Annotated in this window: 22 protein-coding genes; 21 read left to right on the forward strand and 1 reads right to left on the reverse strand. The window is 73.3% G+C overall.

All coding sequences use genetic code 11. From position 1 onward, the window contains the following. Positions 1–29: 29 nt before the first annotated feature. Both leuC and leuD read left to right on the forward strand, forming a co-directional pair. Positions 30–1,451, forward strand: coding sequence for a 3-isopropylmalate dehydratase large subunit (gene leuC / locus VGL20_07110; GenBank protein HEY2703443.1), 1,422 nt, complete (start codon positions 30–32; stop codon positions 1,449–1,451). Between the two features lie 2 nt (positions 1,452–1,453). Further along, on the forward strand, positions 1,454–2,074 hold the full coding sequence (leuD, locus tag VGL20_07115) for a 3-isopropylmalate dehydratase small subunit (GenBank protein ID HEY2703444.1): 621 nt from the start codon (positions 1,454–1,456) through the stop codon (positions 2,072–2,074). A gap of 21 nt (positions 2,075–2,095) precedes the next feature. On the opposite strand, the gene VGL20_07120 is transcribed toward leuD, so the two are convergent. Next, positions 2,096–2,506, reverse strand: coding sequence for a helix-turn-helix domain-containing protein (locus VGL20_07120; protein HEY2703445.1), 411 nt, complete (start codon positions 2,504–2,506; stop codon positions 2,096–2,098). A 229-nt stretch (positions 2,507–2,735) separates the two neighbouring features. Here VGL20_07120 and VGL20_07125 point away from each other — a divergent pair, with 229 nt between their 5' ends. From VGL20_07125 to nuoK, 19 genes are all read left to right on the forward strand, one after another. Then, the gene (locus VGL20_07125; protein ID HEY2703446.1) at positions 2,736–3,995 is read left to right on the forward strand and encodes a hypothetical protein; all 1,260 of its coding nucleotides are present in this window, start codon (positions 2,736–2,738) and stop codon (positions 3,993–3,995) included. 175 nt (positions 3,996–4,170) lie between these two features. Then, the gene (locus tag VGL20_07130; protein ID HEY2703447.1) at positions 4,171–4,641 is read left to right on the forward strand and encodes a hypothetical protein; all 471 of its coding nucleotides are present in this window, start codon (positions 4,171–4,173) and stop codon (positions 4,639–4,641) included. A 133-nt stretch (positions 4,642–4,774) separates the two neighbouring features. Then, complete coding sequence (ilvD, locus tag VGL20_07135; GenBank protein HEY2703448.1) at positions 4,775–6,442, forward strand: dihydroxy-acid dehydratase; 1,668 nt, start codon at positions 4,775–4,777, stop codon at positions 6,440–6,442. 446 nt (positions 6,443–6,888) lie between these two features. Continuing rightward, positions 6,889–8,661, forward strand: a complete 1,773-nt coding sequence (gene ilvB / locus VGL20_07140) for a biosynthetic-type acetolactate synthase large subunit (GenBank protein ID HEY2703449.1) — start codon at positions 6,889–6,891, stop codon at positions 8,659–8,661. Continuing rightward, positions 8,658–9,251, forward strand: coding sequence for an acetolactate synthase small subunit (gene ilvN, locus VGL20_07145; GenBank protein HEY2703450.1), 594 nt, complete (start codon positions 8,658–8,660; stop codon positions 9,249–9,251). The genes ilvB and ilvN overlap by 4 nt, the downstream gene beginning before the upstream one ends. 2 nt (positions 9,252–9,253) lie before the next feature. Beyond that, positions 9,254–9,454, forward strand: a complete 201-nt coding sequence (locus VGL20_07150; protein ID HEY2703451.1) for a hypothetical protein — start codon at positions 9,254–9,256, stop codon at positions 9,452–9,454. Continuing rightward, entirely contained in the window at positions 9,454–11,028 is a 1,575-nt protein-coding gene (locus VGL20_07155) for a 2-isopropylmalate synthase (protein HEY2703452.1), read from the forward strand. Before VGL20_07150 ends, VGL20_07155 begins: the two co-directional genes overlap by 1 nt. Further along, positions 11,025–12,161 carry a 3-isopropylmalate dehydrogenase gene (leuB, locus tag VGL20_07160; GenBank protein ID HEY2703453.1) on the forward strand — a complete coding sequence of 379 codons (1,137 nt, stop codon included), beginning with the start codon at positions 11,025–11,027 and terminating at the stop codon, positions 12,159–12,161. Before VGL20_07155 ends, leuB begins: the two co-directional genes overlap by 4 nt. Continuing rightward, positions 12,158–13,783, forward strand: coding sequence for a citramalate synthase (gene cimA / locus VGL20_07165; protein HEY2703454.1), 1,626 nt, complete (start codon positions 12,158–12,160; stop codon positions 13,781–13,783). Before leuB ends, cimA begins: the two co-directional genes overlap by 4 nt. 96 nt (positions 13,784–13,879) lie before the next feature. Beyond that, positions 13,880–14,911 (forward strand): hypothetical protein, encoded by a 1,032-nt coding sequence (locus tag VGL20_07170; GenBank protein ID HEY2703455.1) that lies wholly within the window; start codon positions 13,880–13,882, stop codon positions 14,909–14,911. Positions 14,912–14,968: 57 nt separating this feature from the next. Next, positions 14,969–15,667 carry a hypothetical protein gene (locus VGL20_07175; protein ID HEY2703456.1) on the forward strand — a complete coding sequence of 233 codons (699 nt, stop codon included), beginning with the start codon at positions 14,969–14,971 and terminating at the stop codon, positions 15,665–15,667. A 43-nt stretch (positions 15,668–15,710) separates the two neighbouring features. Continuing rightward, positions 15,711–17,009: a threonine synthase gene (thrC, locus tag VGL20_07180; GenBank protein HEY2703457.1), complete on the forward strand. Its 1,299-nt coding sequence runs from the start codon at positions 15,711–15,713 to the stop codon at positions 17,007–17,009. Between the two features lie 75 nt (positions 17,010–17,084). Next, complete coding sequence (locus VGL20_07185; protein ID HEY2703458.1) at positions 17,085–17,375, forward strand: MoaD/ThiS family protein; 291 nt, start codon at positions 17,085–17,087, stop codon at positions 17,373–17,375. A 7-nt stretch (positions 17,376–17,382) separates the two neighbouring features. After that, positions 17,383–17,622, forward strand: a complete 240-nt coding sequence (locus VGL20_07190) for an NIL domain-containing protein (protein ID HEY2703459.1) — start codon at positions 17,383–17,385, stop codon at positions 17,620–17,622. Next, a complete protein-coding gene (gene mnmA / locus VGL20_07195) occupies positions 17,619–18,761 on the forward strand; it encodes a tRNA 2-thiouridine(34) synthase MnmA (GenBank protein ID HEY2703460.1) in 1,143 nt (380 codons plus the stop codon). The genes VGL20_07190 and mnmA overlap by 4 nt, the downstream gene beginning before the upstream one ends. Positions 18,762–18,779: 18 nt before the next feature. Then, positions 18,780–19,190, forward strand: a complete 411-nt coding sequence (locus tag VGL20_07200) for a hypothetical protein (protein ID HEY2703461.1) — start codon at positions 18,780–18,782, stop codon at positions 19,188–19,190. Positions 19,191–19,240: 50 nt separating this feature from the next. Then, on the forward strand, positions 19,241–19,543 hold the full coding sequence (locus tag VGL20_07205; GenBank protein ID HEY2703462.1) for a hypothetical protein: 303 nt from the start codon (positions 19,241–19,243) through the stop codon (positions 19,541–19,543). A 4-nt stretch (positions 19,544–19,547) separates the two neighbouring features. Further along, positions 19,548–20,240, forward strand: coding sequence for an NADH-quinone oxidoreductase subunit J (locus tag VGL20_07210; GenBank protein HEY2703463.1), 693 nt, complete (start codon positions 19,548–19,550; stop codon positions 20,238–20,240). Beyond that, positions 20,237–20,554 (forward strand): NADH-quinone oxidoreductase subunit NuoK, encoded by a 318-nt coding sequence (gene nuoK / locus VGL20_07215; GenBank protein ID HEY2703464.1) that lies wholly within the window; start codon positions 20,237–20,239, stop codon positions 20,552–20,554. The genes VGL20_07210 and nuoK overlap by 4 nt, the downstream gene beginning before the upstream one ends. Positions 20,555–20,563 lie beyond the last annotated feature (9 nt).

The raw sequence follows: 20,563 nt of genomic DNA on the forward strand, positions 1-20,563 counted from the left end.
CGCCTCCGCACGCCCAGTAGGAAACACCCATGGCAACCACCCTCTTCGACAGGATCTGGAGCCGCCACCTGGTTCACGAGGACCGGGGCACCGCCCTCCTCTACGTCGACCTCCACCTCGTCCACGAGGTCACCTCCCCGCAGGCCTTCGAGTCGCTGCGGATGGCCGGCCGGCGGGTGCGGCGCCCCGACCTGACGGTGGCGACCATGGACCACAACGTCCCCACCACGGACCCGTCGCTTCCGGTGGCGGACCTCACCGCGAAGCGCCAGATGGACACGCTGCTGGCCAACTGCCGCGAGTTCGGCATCCCCTGCTTCGGGATGGGCGACCCGCGCCAGGGGATCGTGCACATCATCGGCCCCGAGCTCGGCCTCACCCAGCCGGGCATGACCATCGTCTGCGGCGACTCCCACACCGCCACCCACGGCGCCTTCGGTGCCCTCGCCTTCGGGATCGGCACCAGCGAGGTCGAGCACGTGCTCGCCACCCAGACCCTGGTCCAGCGCCGGCCCCAGACCATGGAGGTGCGGATCGACGGTGAGCGCGGCTTCGGGGTGACCGCCAAGGACCTGATCCTCGGAGTGATCGGCGCCATCGGAGTCGACGGCGCGGTCGGCCACGTCATCGAGTACACCGGCGAGGCGATCCGCGCCCTCTCCATGGAGGGGCGGATGACGGTCTGCAACATGTCGATCGAGGGCGGTGCCCGGGCCGGGATGATCGCCCCCGACGACACCACCGTGGCCTACCTGGCCGAGCGGCCCGCGGTGCCCCGGGGCGCCGCCTGGGACGAGGCGGTCGCCGCCTGGCGCGAGCTCCGCAGCGACGAGGGCGCCGCCTTCGACCGCAGCATCCGCATCGACGCCGCGACGGTGGCGCCACACGCCACCTGGGGCACCAACCCGGCGCAGGTGGCGCCGATCTCCGGCGCCGTCCCCGACCCCGACCAGTGGGAGAACCCCAGCGACCGGGCCGCGGTGCGCCGCTCGCTCGAGTACATGGGGCTGGTGGCCGGGACGCCCCTCCAGGAGATCGCCATCGACCGGGTCTTCATCGGCTCCTGCACCAACGGGCGCATCGAGGACCTGCGCGCCGCCGCCGCGGTGGTGCGCGGTCGCCGGGTCGCGTCCACGGTGCGCGCCATGGTGGTGCCCGGGTCGATGAAGGTGAAGCGGCAGGCCGAGGCCGAGGGGCTCGACCAGCTCTTCCGCGACGCCGGCTTCGAGTGGCGCCAGCCGGGCTGCTCGATGTGCCTGGGGATGAACCCGGACGTGCTCGCCGAGGGCGAGCGCTGCGCCTCGACCTCCAACCGCAACTTCGAGGGTCGCCAGGGCAAGGGCGGTCGCACCCACCTGCTCAGCCCGGAGATGGCCGCCGCCGCCGCCGTCGCCGGGCACCTCGCCGACGTCCGCGAGCTCGGTCCGGTCAGCCCCGCGGAGGTCGCGTAGCCGTGCAGCCGTTCACCCGCGTCCGCGGCGTCGCCGCCCCGCTCGACCGTCCCAACGTCGACACCGACCAGATCATCCCCAAGCAGTTCCTGAAGCGGATCGAGCGCAGCGGCTACGGCCCCTTCCTCTTCTACGACTGGCGCTACCAGGGCGACGGGGTCACCGAGAACCCCGAGTTCGAGCTCAACCGCGAGCCCTGGAGGCACGCCCCGGTGCTGCTCGCCGGCCGCAACTTCGGCTGCGGCTCGTCGCGCGAGCACGCCGCCTGGGCGCTCGAGGACTACGGGGTGCGGGTGGTGATCGCCCCGTCGTTCAGCGACATCTTCCGCAGCAACGCGCTGAAGATCGGGCTGCTGCCGGTCCAGCTCCCCGAGGAGGTGGTGACCCGCTGGATGGACCTGGCCCGCGAGGAGCCGGGGCTGGAGGCCACCGCCGACCTCGAGAAGGGCTACGTCGAGTTCAACGGCGAGCGGCTGCCGATCGAGCTCGACGAGGACGCCCGCGAGCGCATGATCGGCGGCCTCGACGACATCGCCCTCAGCCTGCGCCTCTCCGACACCATCGCCGGGTTCGAGGCGCAGCGGCCGGGCCGGCTGCCCACCACCGCCGGTCTCGGCGGCTGAGGGGCGGCCCGGCGCCGCGGCTCAGGCCGCGGTGCGGGGCTTGGTGGTGCGGCGGGCGCGGCGCAGCATCGCGCCGGCGGCGACCCGGTCCTCCTCCGCCTCGGCGGCCTCGAGGGCGTGGGCGAAGTCGTCGTGGTGGCGCAGCCAGTAGTAGAGGGTCTGGCGGGAGACCCCGCAGCGCTCCGCCGCCGCGGTGCGTGAGTAGCCCTCGCGGAGCAGCCGGCAGAGGGCGGCGCGCACCGCCGGGGTCATCTTCTTGGGGTGCTGGTGTCCCAGGCGACCCCGGCGGCGGGCCTCGTCGCCCACCAGGGACGCCATCACCTCGCCCACCCCGCACCCCTGGTCGGAGGCCAGGGTTCGGAGGAAGTCGGCGAGGTCATGGGGAAGGGCAACCCGCAGTGTCTCCGTCCGAACCGGTTCGGCGATGGTCATCGGCATCTCTCGACTGACCTCCTGCTCCATGCCCGCCAGACCGAATCGTCGCACACCGCACGCCCCTCTTGGAGCGTTTGGGCTGGTTCGCAACTATTATTGACAGTTGTTGACGTCGGCCGTACCCTGCTCTCACCCTGTCGAACGTCACAGCGTCGCTGGGGTTTCGCACCGGGCCCGACTCGCCCGGTCGGATCCGGCGGCCCCGGTCACGCGGAAGGGATGGGCGATGAGGCGGGAGACCTGGAGCATCGTCGCCGTGGCGGCGTTCGCCGTTCTCGCCGTCCCCGGTCAGATGCTGCTCGGCGCCGCCTCCGGACCGTCCCGGGCGGCCCCGGCCGGCCTCGACACCGCCGCGGTCCGCCGCGTCTACGCCGCCCTCCCGCTCGCCTTCGAGGCCGACCGCGGCCAGGTCGGACCCGACGCCGGCTTCGTCGCCCGGGGCAGCGGCTACGCCTTCCTGGTCGGCGCCCGCGGGGCCACCCTGGCGTTCACCCCGGGGGCTCGCCGGGGCCGGTCGGGACCGCGGCCGGCGGCGGCGACCGACCCCGCCCTCGAGGTGATGCGGATCGAGCTGATCGGCGCCGACGTCCGCGCCCCGGTCCGGCTGGGTGCGCCCGCGGGCACCACCGGCTCCTTCCTCGGCAGCGACACCAGCCACTGGCGCGCCGCCGTCCCCGACTACACGCGGATCGAGTACCACGGCGTCTACCCGGGCATCGACCTCGTCTACCACGGCCTCCAGGGCAGCCTCGAGTACGACTTCGTGGTCGCCCCCGGCGCCGACCCGCAGCAGATCCGGATCCGCGTCGACGGCGCGCCCCCGGCGCTCGGCAGCGCCGGCGAGGTGGCGCTCGCCCTCCCCGGCGGCACCGCGGTGCAGCATCCGCCGGTCGCGTTCCAGGCTCCGCCGGCAACACCCCCGGCGCGGCCGCGCCCGGCCGTCACCGCCCGACCGGCGCCGCCCCAGCCGGCGGGGCACCGCCGCAGCGGCGCGCCGTCGACGCCGGCGCCGGTGCCGGTGGGCGGCGGCTACGTGCTCGGCCGCAACGGCGAGCTGCACCTCACCCTCGGCGCCTACGACCGCGCCCGGCCGCTGGTCATCGACCCGGTGGTGACCTGGTCGCCGGCGATCGGCGGCGGCCTCGACGACAGCTTCGTCTCCACCGTGGACGAGGCCGGCGCCGCCTACGTGGTGACCGGCACGCCGTCGCCCCCGGCCGCCGCCGGCGGCCCGGTCACCACCGACGTCGCCGTGCTCAAGCTCGACCGCGCCGGCCGGGTCGCCTACCGCACCTTCCTCGGCGGCGAGGGCACCGCGGGACCCGGGGAGGTCACCGTCGACGACACCGGGGCGGTCGAGATCTCCGGGACCGCCCTGCCCGCGACCGGGGCCGCGCTGCTCTCCGACGCCTCCAGCCGCCGCTTCACGATGCGGCTCGACCCCCGCGGGCTGCCGCTGCCCCGGACCGGCGCCGCGGCGGGCTGAGCGCCGACCGGCCCGGCCGCGCCGGCCGGGCGAGATATTGACGGTTGTTGACGACACGTCTATCCTCAACCTGCTGGCGGGTGTCAACCCGCCAGGTTGGACTGGGCGCGGGCGGGCCGCCGGGGCGGCCCCGTCCGCGAATTGGCGGAGTGCATGCATGCGACGACGTGTGGTCATGGCCAGAGGCGGCGTGGTGGTGGTGGCGGTCGGGGTTCTCGGTCTCGGGAGCACCAGGGCCCTCGCCCACACCGGGAAGCCGGCGATCGAGGGGCTCACCGTCAAGGCCGCCGCAGGCCCGGTGGTCTCCGTCGACTGGACCGAGACCGGGTTGACAGCCGACACCACCTCCAAGGGCAGGGTGACCTACGCCGTGAACGCCGTCCTCACCTGGACGTTCAGCTGTGCCGGCAAGGAGGGGGAGACGGAGAAGGTGGTGCGTTCCGAGCGCCTCGCCGCTCCGTTCGACAGCAAGACGGCGATGGTCGCCGGCACCATCACGGGGTCGCTGAGCAAGATGGCGTTCTCGCCGCCGCTCATGCCCAGGGGGTGCGATCCGGCGTCGTCGCTGACGGTCAGGGCGGTCACCCTCACCGACGTGACCAACGGCGTGTCCGCGAAGGCCGACCCGGTGACGCTGGCGCTCTGACCCTGGACGGGTACCCCCCGGCGCAGCTCGGGCAGAAGCATTGCCCGGGCTGCGCCGTTCCCGGTGACGACGTCGCTCCGGGACGGGACGCTATGGTGGGTGGCTCCCACCCGATCCCAGAGCGGAGCCCATCATGGATCCCCGTCACCACAGCCATGTCCTCCTCGACGGTCCCGCCCGCGCCGCCGCACGGGCGATGCTCAAGGGCACCGGCTACAGCGACGCGGAGCTGCGCCAGCCCCTGGTGGGCATCGCCAACACCTGGGTCGAGACCATGCCCTGCAACCTCGACCTGCGCCGCCTCGCCGAGCACGTCAAGCGCGGGGTGCGCGCCGCCGGGGGCACGCCGATGGAGTTCAACACCATCGCGGTGAGCGATGGCGTGACCATGGGCACCGAGGGGATGAAGGCCTCGCTGGTCAGCCGCGAGGTCATCGCCGACTCGGTCGAGCTGCTCGGCCGCGGCCACTTCTTCGACGCGATGATCTGCCTGGTCGGCTGCGACAAGACCATCCCCGGCGCCGCCATGGGGCTGCTGCGGCTGGACGTCCCCGGGCTGATGCTCTATGGCGGCTCGATCGCCCAGGGCCGCTTCCGCGGCCGCGACGTCGATGTCAAGGACGTCTTCGAGGCCATCGGCGCGCTCGAGGCGGGGAAGATCACCGAGGCCGACCTGCGCGAGCTCGAGGACGTCGCCTGCCCCGGGGCCGGTGCCTGTGGCAGCCAGTACACCGCCAACACGATGGCGCTGGTGATGGAGTTCATCGGCCTCTCGCCGATGGGCTCGGCGAGCGTCGCCGCCCTCGACCCCGCCAAGCCGGCGGTGGGTGAGGCCGCAGGCCGCCTGGTGATGGAGATGCTCCACGCCGGGAGGAGCGCCCGCGGCGTGGTCACCCGCACGTCGCTCGAGAACGGCATCGCCGGGGTCGCCGCCACCGGCGGCTCCACCAACGGCGTGCTGCACCTGCTCGCCATCGCCCACGAGCTCGACATCCCGCTGGAGATCGACGACTTCGACCGGGTCAGCGCCCGCACCCCGATCATCGCCGACCTCAAGCCCGGTGGCCGCTTCAGCGCGGTCGACCTCGGCCGCGCCGGCGGGGTGCAGCTGGTGGCGCGCCGGCTGATCGAGGCCGGGCTGCTCGACGGGTCGGCCGCGACGGTGACCGGTCGCAGCCTCGCCGACGAGGCCGCCGCCGCCGAGGAGACCCCCGGCCAGGAGGTGGTGACCTCGGTGGAGCAGCCGCTCAAGGCCACCGGTGGACTGGTCATCCTCCGCGGCAACCTCGCCCCCGAGGGCTGCGTGGTCAAGGTGGCGGGCGAGGAGCGCACCCTCCATCGCGGACCCGCGCGGGTCTTCGACCGCGAGGAGGACGCCATGGAGGCGGTGTCGGCGCGGCGGATCCAGCCCGGCGACGTGGTGGTGATCCGCTACGAGGGCCCTCGCGGGGGGCCGGGGATGCGCGAGATGCTCGGCGTCACCGCGGCGCTCGTCGGCCAGGGGCTGGGGTCGGAGGTGGCGCTGCTCACCGACGGGCGCTTCAGCGGCGCCACCCACGGGCTGATGGCCGGGCACGTCGCCCCCGAGGCGGCGGCCGGCGGCCCGATCGCGGCGCTGCGCGAGGGTGACGAGATCACCGTCGACATCGACGGCCGCCGCCTCGACGTCGCCCTCTCCGCCGACGAGATCGCCGAGCGCCTCGCCGGCTGGGCGCCGCCCGCGCCGCGCTATGCTCGGGGCGTCTTCGGGAAGTACGCGGCGACGGTGGGCTCCGCCTCGCAGGGTGCGGTCACCTCGTAACACCGGGTCACGCCATCGCGACATCGGGGTCGCGCCGGTTGCGAGCGGGGCCGGGGACTGGTAGTCTCGGGAACAATTACAACTGAATATGGCTCCGACGGGGAGTAGTAGGGTTCGTCCGACAGGCGAACCAGCGAGCCGGAGATGGTGAGAGCCGGCCGCCAGCGCGATCCCGAACTCGCCCCCGAGCCGTCCGACCCGTGCCGTGACCCGGTGCGGGGAGCGTCGAACCACCCGCGTGGCCTACCCACCACGGGGTCAGTAGACCGGGCCGGAGTGGCGTCCGATATCAACGCCGACGAGTGGGTCGCTCGTTGACTGTCCCTCCCTCCGTCGAGGTAGGCGGTACGCGAGCCGGCCAAGCCGGGTGGTACCGCGGGGGAAATCCCTCGTCCCAGCGCAGAAGCTGTGGACGCAGGGATTTTTTGTTGCGGAGGAGGACAGGCATGACGGTGTCGGTGACGAGCACGACGGCCCAGAACGGGCTCGAGCCGGTGGAGCCGGTGGTCATCAACGAGGGGGACGTGGTGACCGGCGCCGAGATCCTCCTCGAGTGCCTGCGGCGGGAGAGGGTCGACACGATCTTCGGCTATCCCGGCGGAGCCAACCTCTGGATCTACCGGCACCTGCCGAAGTTCCCCGACCTCCACCACATCCTCGTCCGTCACGAGCAGGGCGCCACCCACATGGCCGACGGCTACGCCCGGGCCAAGCGGGGCAGCGCCGGCGTCGTCTTCGCCACCAGCGGGCCCGGAGCGCTCAACTGCGTCACCGGCATCGCCACCGCGCAGTACGACTCCACCCCGCTGGTGGTGATCACCGGCCAGGTGGCCACCGTCGCCGTCGGCACCGACGCCTTCCAGGAGTCCGACGTCATCGGCGTGACCATGTCGATCGTCAAGCACTCCTACCTGGTCCAGGACATCGAGAGCCTCCCCCGGATCGTGCGCGAGGCCTTCCACATCGCCACCACCGGGCGCCCCGGGGTGGTGGTGATCGACCTCCCCAAGGACATCCAGAACCAGAGGCACGCGTTCCACTGGCCCTCCGAGCCGGTGCGGCTGCGCTCCTACAACCCCACCCTCAAGGGCAACCCGCTCCAGATCCGCCGCGCCGCGCAGCTGATCGACGAGGCCAAGCGCCCGTGCCTGCTCGCCGGCCGTGGCGTGCTCATCAGCCAGGCCGAGGAGGAGCTGCTCGAGGTCTCCCGCCGGGCCTGCGTGCCGGTGGGCTGGACCCTGCTCGGCACCGGCACCTATCCGGTCGGCGACGAGCTCAGCCTGCACATGGTCGGCTTCATGGGCGCCGGCTACACCAACAAGGCGGTGCTCGGCTGCGACCTGCTGATCATGGTGGGGATGCGCGCCGACGACCGGGTCACCACCAAGCTGGACTCCTTCGCGCCCCAGGTCGAGAACATCATCCACATCGACATCGATCCTGCCGAGATCGGCAAGAACGTGCGGCCCACCCTGCCCATCGTCGGCGACGCCAAGCACGTGCTCGGCGAGATCGCCAAGCTGGTGCAGCCCAAGCGGCTCGACTCCTGGATCACCCAGATCGACCGCTGGAAGGAGGAGCACCCGATCCGCTACCGCACCACCACCGGGGTGCTGCAGCCGCAGGACGTGCTCAAGGAGATGTACAAGCTCTGCGACAGCGATGCGATCGTGGTCGCTGACGTGGGCCAGAACCAGATCTGGGGCGCGCTGTGGTGGGACTACCGCCAGAGCGGCCTCTACCTCAACAGCGGCGGCGCCGGCACCATGGGCTTCTCGTTCCCCGCGGCGCTGGGAGCGCGCCGGGCCCGTCCCGACAAGGCGGTGTGGTGCATCGCCGGCGAGGGCGGCTTCGTGATGACGATGCAGGAGCTGGCCACCGCGGTCCACGAGAACCTGGACGTCAAGATCATCATCCTCAACAACTACTGCCTGGGGATGGTGCGCCAGTTCCAGGACGACTACTACGAGGGCGTGCGCAGCGCCATCGACCTCCACGGCGCCCCCGACTTCGTCAAGCTCGCCGACGCCTACGGCATCCCCGGCTGGCGCACCGACCGGCTCGACGAGGTGCCCCGCATCCTCCGCGAGATGCAGGCGCACCAGGGCCCGTGCCTGGCCGAGTTCATCATCGACCCCGAGGCGAACGTTCGGCCGATCGTGCCCCTCGGCGCCGGCCTCCCCGACTTCGTGGAAGAGATCATGGAGGAGGGGATGTGAGCTCGCGCCACCGACTGCTCTCGCTGCTCGTCGAGAACCATCCCGGCGTCCTGAACAAGGTCTCGAGCATGATCCGCCGGCGGGGGATGAACATCACCTCGCTGACCGTGGGCGAGACCGACGACGACTCGGTGTCGCGGATGACGATCGCCGTCGACGTCGGCCGGGCCACCGCCGACCAGGCGGTGAAGCAGCTCTACAAGCTGATCGAGGTGGTGAAGATCAGCGACATCACCGAGGACCCGATCGTCGACCGCGAGCTGGTGCTGGTCAAGGTCGCCGCCTCGCGCGGCGATCGCAGCGAGCTGCTCCAGATCGTCGACATCTTCAAGGGCAAGATCGCCGACGTCGGCGTCGAGTCGATGGTGCTCGAGATGAGCGGCTCCGAGGACCAGGTCGACACCTTCCTCGAGCTGGTGCGCCCCTTCGGCATCCGTGAGATCGCCCGCAGCGGCACGGTGGCGATGGCCCGCGGCCGCGACGGCCTGCGGCTCAGCAGCAAGCACCAGGCGCGCAACGCCGCCGCCCAGCCCGACCTCGAGGCCGCCGAGCGCAAGCGCCGCTCCGCCGGCGTGCTGGTGGGGGACTGACGATGTCGCCCACCGCGCCGCCGCGCTACGACGCCCCGATCGAGACCCCCGAGGAGCTCGCCGAGCACACCCCGGCGTCCCCGCCCTCCGAGACCGCGCCGCCGTCCCCGCCGCAGGGCGAGGTCGAGCTGGTCGGCCGAGTGGACCACTCCCTCCTCGACGCTCTCGTCGAGATGCACAACCCCACGATGGAGAATCCGTGATGGCACCCGCTGATCCCAACCGCGTCTACATCTTCGACACCACCCTCCGGGACGGTGAGCAGGCGCCAGGGTTCGCGCTCAACGTTGAGGAGAAGGTGGAGATCGCCCATCAGCTGGCGAGGCTCGGCGTCGACGTGATCGAGGCCGGGTTCCCGATCAGCAGCCCCGGCGACTTCGCCGCCTGCCAGCGGATCGCCCGCGAGGTCGGCACCCTCGACGGCGCGCCGGTGATCACCGCGCTCGCCCGCGCCGTGCCCAAGGACATCGACGCGGTCTGGGAGGCGATCAAGGACGCGCCGCGCAAGCAGATCCACATCGTGCTCAGCGTCAGCGACATCCACATCGAGAAGAAGGGGCTGGGCACCCGCCAGCAGGTGCTCGAGAAGGGCATCGCCGCGATCGAGTACGCGCGCCAGTTCTGCGATCACGTCGAGTACTCGCCCGAGGACGCCGGCCGTGCCGACCGCGCCTACCTCTACGAGACCGTGGAGGCGATGATCGAGGCCGGCGCCACCGTGATCAACGTCCCCGACACCACCGGGTACACCCTGCCTCACGAGTTCGGCGGGATGATCGGCGACCTGATGCGCCACGTGCGCAACGTCGGCAACGCCATCGTGAGCGTCCACTGCCACAACGACCTCGGCCTGGCGGTGGCCAACAGCCTCGCGGCCATCGACAACGGCGCCCGCCGGGTCGAGTGCACCATCAACGGCATCGGCGAGCGGGCGGGCAACGCCTCGCTCGAGGAGCTGGTGATGATCCTGCGGACCCGCGAGAAGCTCCTCGGGCTGCACACCGGCGTCAACACCCGGCTGCTCGCCCCCACCAGCCAGCTGGTCCAGGCGCGCACCGGGATGCACGTCCAGGCCAACAAGGCGATCGTCGGCGCCAACGCCTTCGCCCATGCCAGCGGCATCCACCAGGACGGCGTGCTCAAGGACAAGCTGACCTACGAGATCATGAGCCCCGAGGACGTCGGCGTCGCCGACACCCGGATCGTGCTGTCGCCGCGCAGCGGCCGCCACGCCTTCCGCCACCGCCTCCAGGAGCTCGGCTACGCGCTCGCCGACGATGCCTTCGCCCGCGCCTGGGAGGCGTTCCTCGTGCTCGCCGACAAGAAGAAGGAGGTCACCGACCGCGACCTCCAGGCGCTGGTCGCCGACGAGGCCCGCACCGTCCCCGAGCGGTTCAACCTCGAGCTGGTGCAGGTCTCGTGCGGCACCTCGGGACGGCCGAGCGCGACGGTGCGGCTGCACGACAGCGAGCGGCCCGACCGCATCCTCGAGGACGCGGCCATCGGCGACGGTCCCGTCGACGCCGTCTGCAACGCCATCGCCCGGCTCGTGGACATGCCCACCGAGCTTGTCGACTTCACCGTCCGCGCCGTCACCGGCGGCCTCGACGCGATGGGCGAGGCCAGCGTGCGCGTCCGCCACCAGGACCGCATCTTCAGCGGCCACGGCGCCGACACCGACATCATCGTCGCCAGCGCCAAGGCCTACTGCAGCGCGCTGAACAAGGTGGCCGCGGAGCGCCCGGCGGTGTCGCTCCCGGCGGGGTCCGGCGTGTGAGCGGCGAGGACACCGAGGCCGGCGCGGTCCACCGCGTCGCCGTCCTCGGCGGCGACGGCGTCGGCCCCGAGGTGACCGCCGCGGCGCTCACCGTGCTCGAGGAGGCGGGGCTCCGCTACGGATTCCGGGTCGAGACCACCGAGGCGCTGATCGGCGGCGCCGCCATCGACGCCACCGGCACCGCCCTCCCCGACGGGGTGCTCGAGGCCTGCCGCGCCGCCGACGCGGTGCTGCTCGGCGCCGTGGGCGGCCCGCGCTGGGACGACCCCCGGGCCGCGGTGCGTCCCGAGCAGGGCCTGCTGGGACTGCGCAAGGGCCTCGGCCTCTACGCCAACCTCCGCCCGGTGCGGGTCTACGACGCCCTCGCGCAGTTCTCGACGCTGCGCGAGGAGGTCATCCTCGGCACCGACTTCATCACCGTCCGCGAGCTCACCGGCGGCCTCTACTTCGGGCAGCCGCAGGGTCGCGAGGGCGAGCCCCCCGACCGCCGCGCGGTCGACACCTGCGTCTACACCGAGGCCGAGGTCGAGCGGGTCGCCCGGGTCGCCTTCGAGCTCGCCCGCGGCCGCCGCCGGCGGGTCTGCAGCGTCGACAAGCAGAACGTGCTCGCCACCAGCCGGCTCTGGCGCGAGGTGGTCACCGAGATCGGCCGCGACTACCCGGACGTGGTGCTCACCCACCAGCTGGTCGACACCGCGGCGATGCAGCTGGTGCGCGACCCCCGCCAGTTCGACGTGCTGCTCACCGAGAACCTCTTCGGCGACATCCTCAGCGACGAGGCGGCGATGATCGCCGGGTCGATGGGGATGCTGCCGTCGGCGTCGCTGGGCGAGGGCGAGGCGGGCGGCGGCGGCCGGCGCTTCGGGCTCTACGAGCCGGTGCACGGCAGCGCCCCGGACATCGCCGGCAGGGGGGTGGTGAACCCGCTCGCGGCGATCCTCAGCGCCGCCCTGATGCTGCGGGTCTCGCTCGGCGAGTCCGAGGCCGCCGAGGCGGTGGAGCACGCCGTCGACCAGGCCATCGGCCTGGGGGCGCGCACCCGCGACCTCGGCGCCGACGACGACCGCGCCCTGGGCACCGCGGAGATGACCGAACGGGTCCTGGACCTGCTGCCCTACCCCGCGCACCGATGAACGGCAACGGGAAGGGAGATCCGCGTCGCCGGGTGGTGGTCTACGACACCACCCTCCGTGACGGCGCCCAGGGCCCGGGCATCGCCTTCAGCGCCTCCGACAAGCTGAAGATCGCCCGGCGCCTCGACGCCCTCGGGGTCGACGTCGTCGAGGGCGGCTGGCCGGGGAGCAACCCCAAGGACACCGAGCTCTTCGCCGCGCTCCGCGAGGCGCCGCTGCAGCGGGCCCGGCTGGCCGCCTTCGGCGCCACCCGCCGGGCCCACATCGCCGCCGCCGAGGACGAGAACCTCCGCGAGCTGCTCGCCAGCGGCGCCCCGGTGTGCACCCTGGTGGGCAAGTCGAGCGCCTGGCAGGTGCGCGAGGTGCTGCGCTGCAGCCGCGACGAGAACCTGGCGATGATCCGCGACTCGGTCCGGTTCCTCCGCGAGCACGGGCGCGAGGTGGTCTTCGACGCCGAGCACTTCTTCGACGGCTTCGACGCCGACGGCGCCTACGCGCTCGCCACCTGCGCCGCCGCCGCCGATGCGGGGGCGAGCTGGGTCGTCGCCTGCGACACCAACGGGGGGCGGATGCCCCACGAGGTGGTGCGCGGCGTCGACGCCCTGCTCGAGCGGCTCGGCGACCTGGGCGAGGGCGGCGGTGGCGTCCGGGTCGGCATCCACTGCCACAACGACTGCGACCTCGCCGTGGCCAACACCCTGGCGGCGGTCGAGGCCGGCGCCGACATGGTGCAGGGCACGATCAACGGCATCGGCGAGCGCTGCGGCAACGCCAACCTGTGCAGCGTGGTGCCCAACCTCCGCATCAAGCTGGCGATGGACACGATGAGCGACGACGGGCTGCGCCACCTCACCGAGACCTCGCAGTTCGTCGCCGAGATCTCGAACCGCACCCCCTCGCCGCAGCAGCCGTTCGTGGGCGAGGGCGCCTTCGCCCACAAGGGCGGGCAGCACGTGGCCGCGGTGATGCGCAACCAGGACGCCTACCAGCACATCGACCCGAGCCTGGTGGGCAATCACGCCCGGGTTCTGGTCAGCGACCTCGGCGGCCGCGGCAACGTCCTGTACAAGGCGCGCGAGTTCGGCGTCGATGTCGATCGCGACGACCCCATGACCAGGAGGCTGGTCCGCCAGCTCAAGGACCTGGAGCACCACGGCTACTCGTTCGAGGGCGCCGACGCGTCCTTCGAGATGGTGATCCGGCGGATGCGCGAGGGCTACGCCGCGCCCTTCACCCTCCTCGACTTCATCGCCCTGACCGAGCGCCGCCACGGCAACGGGGCGGTGATCAGCGAGGGCACCATCAAGGTCCGCATCGGCGACGAGGTGCACCACACCGCCGCCGAGGGCAACGGCCCCGTGAACGCCCTCGACCTGGCGCTGCGCAAGGCCCTGGTGCCCAGCTTCCCGCAGATCGCCCACGTCCGCCTCCACGACTACAAGGTGCGCATCCTCGACGAGGCGGCCGGCACCCACGCGGTGACCCGGGTGCTCATCGAGTCCGGCGACATCCGGGACGGGCGGCGCTGGAGCACGGTCGGCTGCTCGCCGAACATCATCGAGGCCTCCTGGGCCGCGCTCGCCGACTCGATGGAGTACGCCCTGCTCAAGCTCGCGGTGTAGCGCTCACCGAGCCCCCACAGCGTGGAGTAGCCTTGCGCGGCACGGGGGCCAGGACGCGGCCGGGCGGGCCGGCGGCCAGCCGGGGAGAATTCACGCATGGAGCTGTGGACCTGCGAGAGCTGTGGCTCGAAGAACGCCGCCGTGGCCTGCTGGAAGTGCGGGTCCGCCGGTCCCGGCAGCGCCGCGCCGCCCGCGGCGCCGGCGCCCCCGGCGACGGCGGCCGGGCCCTCCGCGGCGGCGCAGGCCCCCGGCGGGGCGGGAGCCTGGGACCCGGCGGGCGCGGTGCCCGCCAAGCCCACGGCGCCCTCGTGGTCGGAGCCGATCGCCCCGTGGACCGCCCCGCCCTCGGACTGGCAGGCCCCGGCACCCGCCGCCGCCGCCCCGGCGCCGTCCCTGCCCGCACCCTCCGCCTCCTCGCCGCCGGCGATCCCGGCGACACCGCCGCCGGCGCCCACCCCGGCTGCCTACTCGCCGCCCGCGGTCGGCGCCGGCTCGGCCGCCTGGTCGACCCCGTCGACCGGCGCCTCCCAGCCGGCGCAGCCACCGCCGTCGAGACCGGCGCCCCCGCCCGGCCCGGCCCCGTCGGCGTCGAAGCCGCTGCCCACCACCCGGATCCTGGTGGTGGCGGTGGTCGTTCTCATCGTCCTGGTGGCGGTGCTGATCCTCGTCCTCCGGGGGCGTGACTCCCAGGCGCTGACCACCCCGGCCTCGGTCGAAGGGCTGCCCCAGATCCACGGCGCCACCGTCGACGCCCTCGCCCAGCAGGCGCGCCGCAACGCCGGCGCCGACGGCGAGGGCATGCTCGTGGGGGTCTACGGGCGCGACCAGGTCCCCGCCTTCATCTTCGTGGTGGTGAGGTCGCGCGGCAACGGCCTCGGCAACTTCGAGAAGGGCTTCATCAAGGGAGCCTCGCAGGTCGGCTTCAACACCGGCGACTTCCAGCACCGCAGCCGCAACGGCGTCCAGTACGACTGCGGCATCGTCCAGATCGCCGCCGGCGTGCCCCTCTCCTTCTGCTTCTTCGACGACGGCAGCGCCACCGGGGCGGGGCTGGTGCCCGACGAGCCGGGCATCGACCGGGCGCTCCAGCTGACCAGCTCCGGCCGGGGGGCGGCGGAGAGCAGCTGAGGGATGATCGCTCCGCTCGGTAGACTTGGGGTCGACGCCAGCGCTCAGAGGTGACAGGTGGCCACCACATCGGTCCGCACCGGCACCCGCGCCACCGGCGCCGCCGGCGGGCGCCACGGCGAGGAGGTGCTCTGCATCCCCCGCCGCACCATCTTCCCCGACGGCGCCTGGCACGGTCTGGTGACCACCGGGCTGGAGCGGGTGCTGCGCACGATCCGGGCCGCCGCCCAGTACCGGCCCCGTGGTCTGGTCGAGGACGATCCCACCCAGCAGCAGGTGATCCCCTACTGCATCGTCCGCCACGACGACGGCACCTACCTGCTCACCCGCCGGCTGCGCAGCTCCACCGAGAGCCGGCTGCACCACCTCTACTCGCTCGGCGCCGGCGGCCATATCAACCCGGGTGACGGCGTCGCCGGCGACCCGGTGATCGGCGGCCTGCGACGCGAGTGGCGCGAGGAGGTGTGCTGCCCCAGCCCCGCCACCGCGCGGCTGGTGGCCCTGCTCAACGACGACACCACCCCGGTGTCGCAGGTGCACCTCGGCCTGGTCTTCCTGGTCGAGCCCCGCGCCGGGAGGGTGACCGTGCGCGAGACCGAGAAGCTCGAGGGCGAGGTGCTCGGCCTCGAGGCGATGCGCCGCCATTACCTGAACATGGAGTCGTGGTCGCAGCTCGCCTACGACGACCTCGTCGCCGGCGCGCCCGACCGTGCCGAGCGCAGCCCGCTGGTGGTGGAGCTGGAGGCGGCCCCCTAGGGACGGGGGCCGAGAATGGGGCCCCTGCTAGACTGATCGAGCCTTGTCCCGCATCCTGTCACTGCAATGCCGCGAGTGCGGCACCGAGATCCCGGTGTCGCCGACGCACGTCTGCGACCTGTGCTTCGGGCCGCTCGACGTCCGCTACGACTACGCCGAGGTGGCCCGCCGGGTCTCGCGGGAGTCGATCAGCGCCGGGCCGCCGAGCATCTGGCGGTACCGGGACCTGCTCCCCGTCGAGCTCGACGACGACGAGCCGGTCACCCTCGGCGAGGGCTTCACCCCCCTGGTCCACGCCCCCAACCTCGGCGAGGTGCTGGGGCTGAAGAACCTCTACATCAAGAACGACACCATGAACCCCACCAACTCCTTCAAGGACAGGGTGGTCAGCGTCGCGGTGTCGTGGGCGCGCCGGCAGGGCTTCGAGACCATCGCCTGCGCCAGCACCGGCAACCTCGCCAACGCGGTCGCCGCCTACGCCGCCCGCGCCGGGCTGCGCGGCTACGTCTTCATCCCCGCCAACCTCGAGGAGGCGAAGGTCGCCACCACGGCGGTGTTCAAGCCGACGATGGTGCGCATCGACGGAAACTACGACGAGGTCAACCGGCTCTGCACCGAGCTGGTCGACCTCCTCGACTGGGCCTTCTGCAACATCAACATCCGGCCGTTCTACAGCGAGGGGAGCAAGACCCTCACCTACGAGACCGCCGAGCAGCTGGGCTGGCGGCTGCCCGACGAGATCATCATCCCGATCGCCTCCGGCTGCCAGTTCGTCAAGCACAACCGCGCCGCGCGCGAGCTCATCGATCTCGGCCTCGTGACCGGCTCCGGCGCCGCGATGCCACGGCTCACCGGCGCCCAGGCGCTGGGCTGCTCGCCGGTCGCCGCCGCCTTCCAGCGCGCCGACGGGCACGTGGTTCCGGTCAGGCCTGACACCATCGCCAAGTCCATCGCCATCGGCAACCCCTCCGACGGCGGCTACGTGGTCCAGATCGCCCGCCGCACCGGTGGGGTGGTCGACACCGTCACCGAGGAGGAGATACTCGAGGGGATGGAGCTGCTCGCCCGCACCGAGGGGATCTTCACCGAGACCGCCGGCGGCGTCACCGTCGGGGTGCTCGCCAAGCTCGCCCGCGCCGGGCGCTGGCGCGGCGACGAGACCGTGGTCGCGTACATCACGGGGCACGGGCTGAAGACCGCCGAGGTGCTGAACGGTCGCTCCGTTCTCGAGGACGCGATCCCGCCCTCGGTGCGGGCCTTCCGGGACCGGTTCGGGGCGGCCGCCGACGACCCCGCGCTCGCCGGCCGGCGGGTCACCACCGCCACCGCCGCCCCCGCCTGAGCGGACGCCCGGGCAAACGGGCGCCGGTATACTCAGAGGCGGTCCGGCATCCGCCGCAGGAGGTCAGCACGACACATGGCAGTCACCATCCGCGTCCCCGGGCCGCTTCGCCGGCTCACCGACGGCAAGCCCGAGGTCGAGGTCGACGGCGGCACCGTGTCCGAGGTGCTGCGCGACCTCGACGCGCGCTACCCGGGGTTCAACGACCGCCTCTACGGCCCCGAGGGCCAGCTGCGGCAGTTCATCAACATCTACCTCAACGACGCCGACATCCGCTTCGGGCAGGGCCTCGACACCCCGGTCGGCGAGAACGACGACCTCTCGATCGTTCCCGCGGTCGCCGGGGGGCTCTCCAGCGCCGGCTAGCGGCGAGGTGGCGCGTCGACGGGTCCGGCTCACCTTCAGCCCTCGGCTGGTGACCGAGCCCGTGATCCATCAGCTGGGCAGCCGGTTCGCCGTGGTCACCAACATCCGCCGTGCCGACGTCACCCGTGACGAGGGCTGGGTGGTGCTCGAGGTCGAGGGCGAGCCCGACGACGTCGAGCGCGGCCTCGCCTGGTGCTCCGGCCTCGGCGTGCGGGTCGACCCGGTGGAGGGCGAGCTGGCCACATGAGGCCGGCGCCGGCGGCCGCGCCCCTGGTCCCGGACGACCCGCTCGACCTGGTCCCCCACGGCGCCACCGTCGCGGTGGCGATGTCCGGCGGGGTCGACTCCGGGGTCGCCGCCGCCCGCTGCGTGGCCCGCGGCCTCGACGTGGTCGGCATCACCCTGGCGATGTGGCCGCGGCGGCCCGAGGTCACCCGCGACCGCGGCTGCTGCGGCGTCGACGCCGTGACCGACGCCCGCCGCACCGCCGCCCGCCTCGGCATCCCCCACTACGTCTGGAACCTCGAGGAGGAGTTCGAGGCCGCGGTGATCGCCGACTTCGAGGCGGAGTACGCCGCCGGGCGCACCCCCAACCCCTGCGTGCGCTGCAACCAGCGGGTGAAGTTCGGGGTGCTCCTCGAGCGCGCCCTCGCTCTCGGCGCCGGGCACCTCGCCACCGGGCACTACGCCCGGGTCGGCCGCCGCGGGGGCTCCTGGACCCTGCACCGGGGCGCCGATCCCCGCAAGGACCAGGCCTACACCCTGTACCAGCTCGGCCAGGACCGGCTGGGGCAGGCGGTGTTCCCGGTGGGCGCGAGCGCCAGCAAGCAGGCGGTGCGCGAGCAGGCGGGCCACCTCGGGCTGGGGGTCGCCGCCAAGCCCGACTCCCAGGAGCTGTGCTTCGTCGACGAGGGCATCCGCGAGGAGCTGGAGCGGCGGCTGGCCGGCCGCTTCCAGCCCGGGCCGATCGTCGACCTCGACGGCGGCACCCTCGGCGAGCACCGCGGCCTGCCCTTCTACACCGTGGGCCAGCGCTCCGGGCTCGGGATCGCGCCCCGCCGCGCCGATGCCACCCCGCTGCACGTGATCGCCCTCGACGCAGCCAGCAACACCGTGGTGGTGGGCCCCCGGCGGGCACTCCTTCGCCATGCCGTGGTGGCCACCGCCTGCTCCTGGGTGGGCGATCCCCCGGCGGTGGGGGAGGGGTGCACCGCCCAGCTGCGCGCCCACGGCGAGGCCCATCCGGCGCGGGTGGAGGAGGCCGGCGCCTCCAGCCTGCGGATCCGCCTCGACCCCCCCGCCTCCCAGGTCGCGTCCGGCCAGCCGGTGGTGCTCTACCGCGGCGACGAGGTGCTCGGCGGAGGGACGATCTCAGGCTCCGCCTAGTCTGTAGGCTTCCGCGCCATGCAGCCGAGCGCCGCCGAGATCCTGATCGGCACCGCCACCGTGGTCCTCGCCTGCGCCGCCGGGGCCTACGCCCTGCGCGCCGGGCTCCGCCGCGGCGGCCGGCTCTGGCTGATCTGCGCCACCGGCTGCCTGCTGGTGGTCCTCGGCGTGGTCGGGCAGCGGAGCTTTCCCACCGCCGACGCGGTCAGCCGGGTGGGGAGGGACGAGGCCGCCCGCCAGGTGCCCGGCCCCTGGGACGCCGGGGTGGGCATCCCGGTGCTCGGGCTCCACGTCACCCCGGTCACCCTGGCCGGGCTCCTGCTCTCGGTCGCGGGCACCTCGCTGGTGCTCTTCTTCGAGGCCCCTCCCGCCGCCCCGGGGTCGCGAGCCCAGCCCCTGCCCCGCCTCGAGGACGACGACGCGGTCTGATCGCCGGTCCACCGAGTGGGCCACCGCGGTGCTCTCTATACTGGCGCGCCGTGCCGTCCCTCTCCGCCGTGGCCATCTCCATCGTCGTGGGGATCGTCCTGCCGCTCGGCCTCCTGGCGGGTGCGCGTGCCCTCGGGGGGGTGGCGTCCGAGGCGCGCGGAGCCGTCCCGGAGCTGCCCCGGCTCCTCCAGCTGACCCTCGGAGCCGTGCTCCTCTTCTGCCTCGTGCCCTTCGTGGTCGCGCTGGGAGGGCTGGACCACGGCTACGCGGTGGCGGAGATGCTCCTGTTCGCCGCGCTGCTCGGCGCCGCCGCCCTCTACGTGGCCCGCGCCGGCTCCCGCGGCTGGGGATGAGCCGGTGAGCGTGAACGGCCCCCTGTTCTACCTCGGCGCCGCCGCGGCCCTGGCCGGTGCGATCGCCGTGGTGACGGTCAAGGACCTGCGCACCGCCGTGCTCGCCTTCGCCGGCTTCGGCCTCGGGCTGGGCCTGCTGCTCCTGGTGGTCGGCGCCGACCTGGTGGCGGGGCTGGCCGTGCTGGTCTGCACCGGGGTGGTGCCCGCGGTGGTGCTCACCGGGATGGTGCTCACCACCGACCCGCCCGGGCCCGGCGACGACGCCGAGTCACCTCGCCGGCCGATGCTCAGCGCGGTGCTCAAGCGCTGGCCGATCGCCCTCGGCCTCGGCGCCGGGTTCTCCGCCCTGATCATCGCCGCCGCCGCCGCCAGCCGCGGCGACTGGGTCACCGGGGCCTATCCCTCCGAGCTGATCGACCACGGCACCACCGCCACCCTGGGGCGGGTGCTGCTGAACAGCTACGCGCTCCCCTTCGAGGGGATCGGCGTCCTCCTCCTCGCCGCCGCCGTCGGCGCCACCGTGATCGCCCGCCGCGACCGGATGGAGCGGGACATGGACCGTGCCGAGCGCGAGCGCGCCGAGCGCGAGGAACGGGTGCGCCGCCGCCGCGAGGACCGCATCCGCGCCCGCGAGGGCCGCCGCCCCGGCGACCCCGGCGTGGCCGCGGCGCTGCCCGCCGAGGGGGACGGCGGGTGACCATCGGCATCACCCACCTGGTGGTGGTGAGCGCGCTCGTCTTCGGCGCCGGCGTCTACGGGGTGCTGGCGCGGCGCAGCCTGTTCGGGGTGCTGCTGGCGCTGCAGCTGATGCTCGCCGGGGCCGAGATCGCCATGGTCGGCTTCGCCCGCTTCGGCGACGCCTCGGCCCAGCCCCTCGACGGCATGGCCCTCGCCTTCCTCGCCATCCTCGGCGGCGCCGCCGAGGTGGTGGTGGCCGTCGCCCTGGTGCTGCTCGCCTACCGCCGGCACCGCACCGTCCAGGTCGACGAGCTCGACGAGCTCTCCGGATAGGAGTCGCGC

The organism is Candidatus Dormiibacterota bacterium, assembly GCA_036495095.1.
In the GTDB taxonomy this organism is placed as follows: Bacteria; Chloroflexota; Dormibacteria; order Aeolococcales; family Aeolococcaceae; genus CF-96.